At 42.3% G+C, this 2,616-nt stretch carries 1 pseudogene; it reads right to left on the bottom strand.

The features are described 5' to 3' along the window. A pseudogene (locus tag IEV57_RS18955) lies at positions 1 to 2,616 on the bottom strand (hypothetical protein); the annotation flags it as partial.

Here is a 2,616-nt window from a genome sequence, read left to right as displayed (position 1 = left end):
GGTCTGCTCAGGGTCACTTTAAATAATTCTTGGTTCAATTGATTCTGAGCCGGAGAAGTCGAGAACTGGACCGCCCCATTGGTCAATCCCAAATTATCAGTGAGAGCGCCAAAATTTGAATTGGCCGTAGTGGTCATTAAATCAGAGCTAACAATAGCAAAAAATGATTTGTCTGTGGTATTCCAGTCGTTGGCACTTTGGAAACAATTGGGAGATTCCACTGCATCCAATATCCCATCATTGTCATCGTCTAAATCGTCTATATCAGAGATACCATCTCCATCTGTATCAGCGCAAATTGCGAAATAAGGACTAGTAGCAAAAGGGCTGTAAGTAAGGATATAATTGATGATCCCACTATCCACGGCAGTTTCTAGGGAGTTGTCTAGACCATTGTCCCCAAAAGGTCCGGTAAACTGGAAATTGGCGGCTTGAGATGTCGTAGCTCCCCCTTCCAAGGCATCACTACAGCCATCTCCATCTGAGTCGAGGTCGAGGTAGTTTGGAATACCATCACCATCTGTATCAAGCACACATGTATAATTGATCCCACCAATAAATAAAGCGATTCCATCAATGGCCATTAGATCGTAGATTGTAGATGACAGTGTACCATCACTTGCTGTATTTACTAGAAATTCCAACCTTTGAGAAGTATCGGATGCAGTGAATTCGATCGTTTCTTCGTTCCATGTTTGGTTTCCCTCCCCTTGATAGGGCCTTTCCATAGAATATTTAGTTTCATTCCCAAACACTATTTTCCAATTTGCTAGCCCACCTATAGGTGAGCTTCCTTGAATACCTGCATTGGTTTGGAAAAATTTTAGCGTATAATTTTGGCCAACAGTTAAGCCCGTAACTATTGTGTAAAATGACTCACCTGTCTGATTCGCGCTAGGACCACGAGCCCATCCCGCTGCAAATACACCGCCATTTGGGGAGGAAGGTGTTCCATCTGCCATACCCCCCCAAACACCAGATCCTGTGGTTGGCATTGGTGAATTCCAAGAATCAGCCGTACCTACTCCATCTATCCATCCACTACTCGTAACATTTGAATTGAACGCATCTGAAGAAGCAACTCCTGCAGAGTTTTCAAAGGATCCATCTGCTGACAGGCCGACCATGAGATTACAAGACTCAACTTTATCCGAAATCCCATCGTTATCTGAATCCAAGTCTAGGTAGTCAGGTATACCATCACCATCTGTATCTATTGGGTTCGCAGGGTCTGGTCCAGCTTCCACCGAATCCAGAATACTATCGCCATCAGAGTCTAAGTCTAAAAAATCCGGCGTGCCGTCATTATCCGTATCTATTGGGTTCGCAGGGTCTGGTCCAGCTTCCACCGAATCCGGAATACCGTCACCATCAGAATCCAGGTCCAAGTGATTAAAAAGACCATCACCATCCGCATCATCTGTGCAGACCACTTTTGGATATAAAGAAGCCTGATACGTTTGATCGTTGACATCAAAATAAAACTCTGAGGCTATTCCTCCTAAAATATTGGCTGAAACTAATCCATAAATCCTGTAATATTTGTATGCTCCAACATTGGTTGAAATTTGAAATTTATTTGAATTGGTTAAAGAAACAGCACCATTTGCAGTAACATTAGTAGCATTTCCTGGTGAAGGTATTGCAGCCGGCAATAGATTGGTCCAATTCACATCATCATTCGACCCCTGAACCATTAAACTTGATGCTGTGTTTGCAAAGATTTGAGTAGAACTTGTTTTTTGAATATAGATGGCATCCAATTGTGTAGGTCTGCTCAGGGTCACTTTAAATAATTCTTGGTTCAATTGATTCTGAGCCGGAGAAGTCGAGAACTGGACCGCCGCATTGGTCAATCCCAAATTATCAGTAAGAGCACCAAAATTTGAATTGGCCGTAGTGGTCATTAAATCAGAGCTGACAGTAGCAAAAAATGATTTGTCTGTGGTATTCCAGTCGTTGGCACTTTGGAAGCAATTGGGAGATTCCACTGCATCCAATATCCCATCATTGTCATCATCAATGTCATCACTATCTAAAATACCGTCTCCATCTGTATCAAGGCAAATTGCGAGATTACGACTGCTAGAAAAAGGATTGTAAGTAAGGGTATAATTGATAATCCCACTATCCACGGTAGTTTCTAGGGAGTTGTCCAAACCATTGGCGCCAAAAGGCCCGGTAAATTGGAAATTGGCCACTTGAGATGTCGTAGCTCCCCCTTCCAAGGCATCACTACAGCCGTCACCGTCAGAATCTAGGTCCAAGTGATTAAATAGACCATCACCATCCGCATCATCCGTGCAGACCGCTTTTGGATATAAAGAAGCCTGATACGTTTGATTGTTGACATCAAAATAAAACTCTGAGGCTATTCCTCCTAAAATATTGGCTGAAACTAATCCAAAAATCCTGTAATATTTGTATGCTCCAACATTGGTTGAAATTTGAAATTTATTTGAATTGGTTAAAGAAACAGCACCATTTGCAGTAACATTAGTGGCATTTCCTGGTGAAGGTATTGCAGCTGGCAATAGATTGGTCCAATTCACATCATCATTCGACCCCTGAACCATTAAACTCGATGCTGTAGTTGCAAAGATTTGAGTAGAACTC

The organism is Belliella aquatica, assembly GCF_014637795.1.
In the GTDB taxonomy this organism is placed as follows: domain Bacteria; phylum Bacteroidota; class Bacteroidia; order Cytophagales; family Cyclobacteriaceae; genus Belliella; species Belliella aquatica.
Note: the sequence above shows the minus strand (reverse complement) of the source record. Positions and strands in the feature narration are given on the sequence as shown.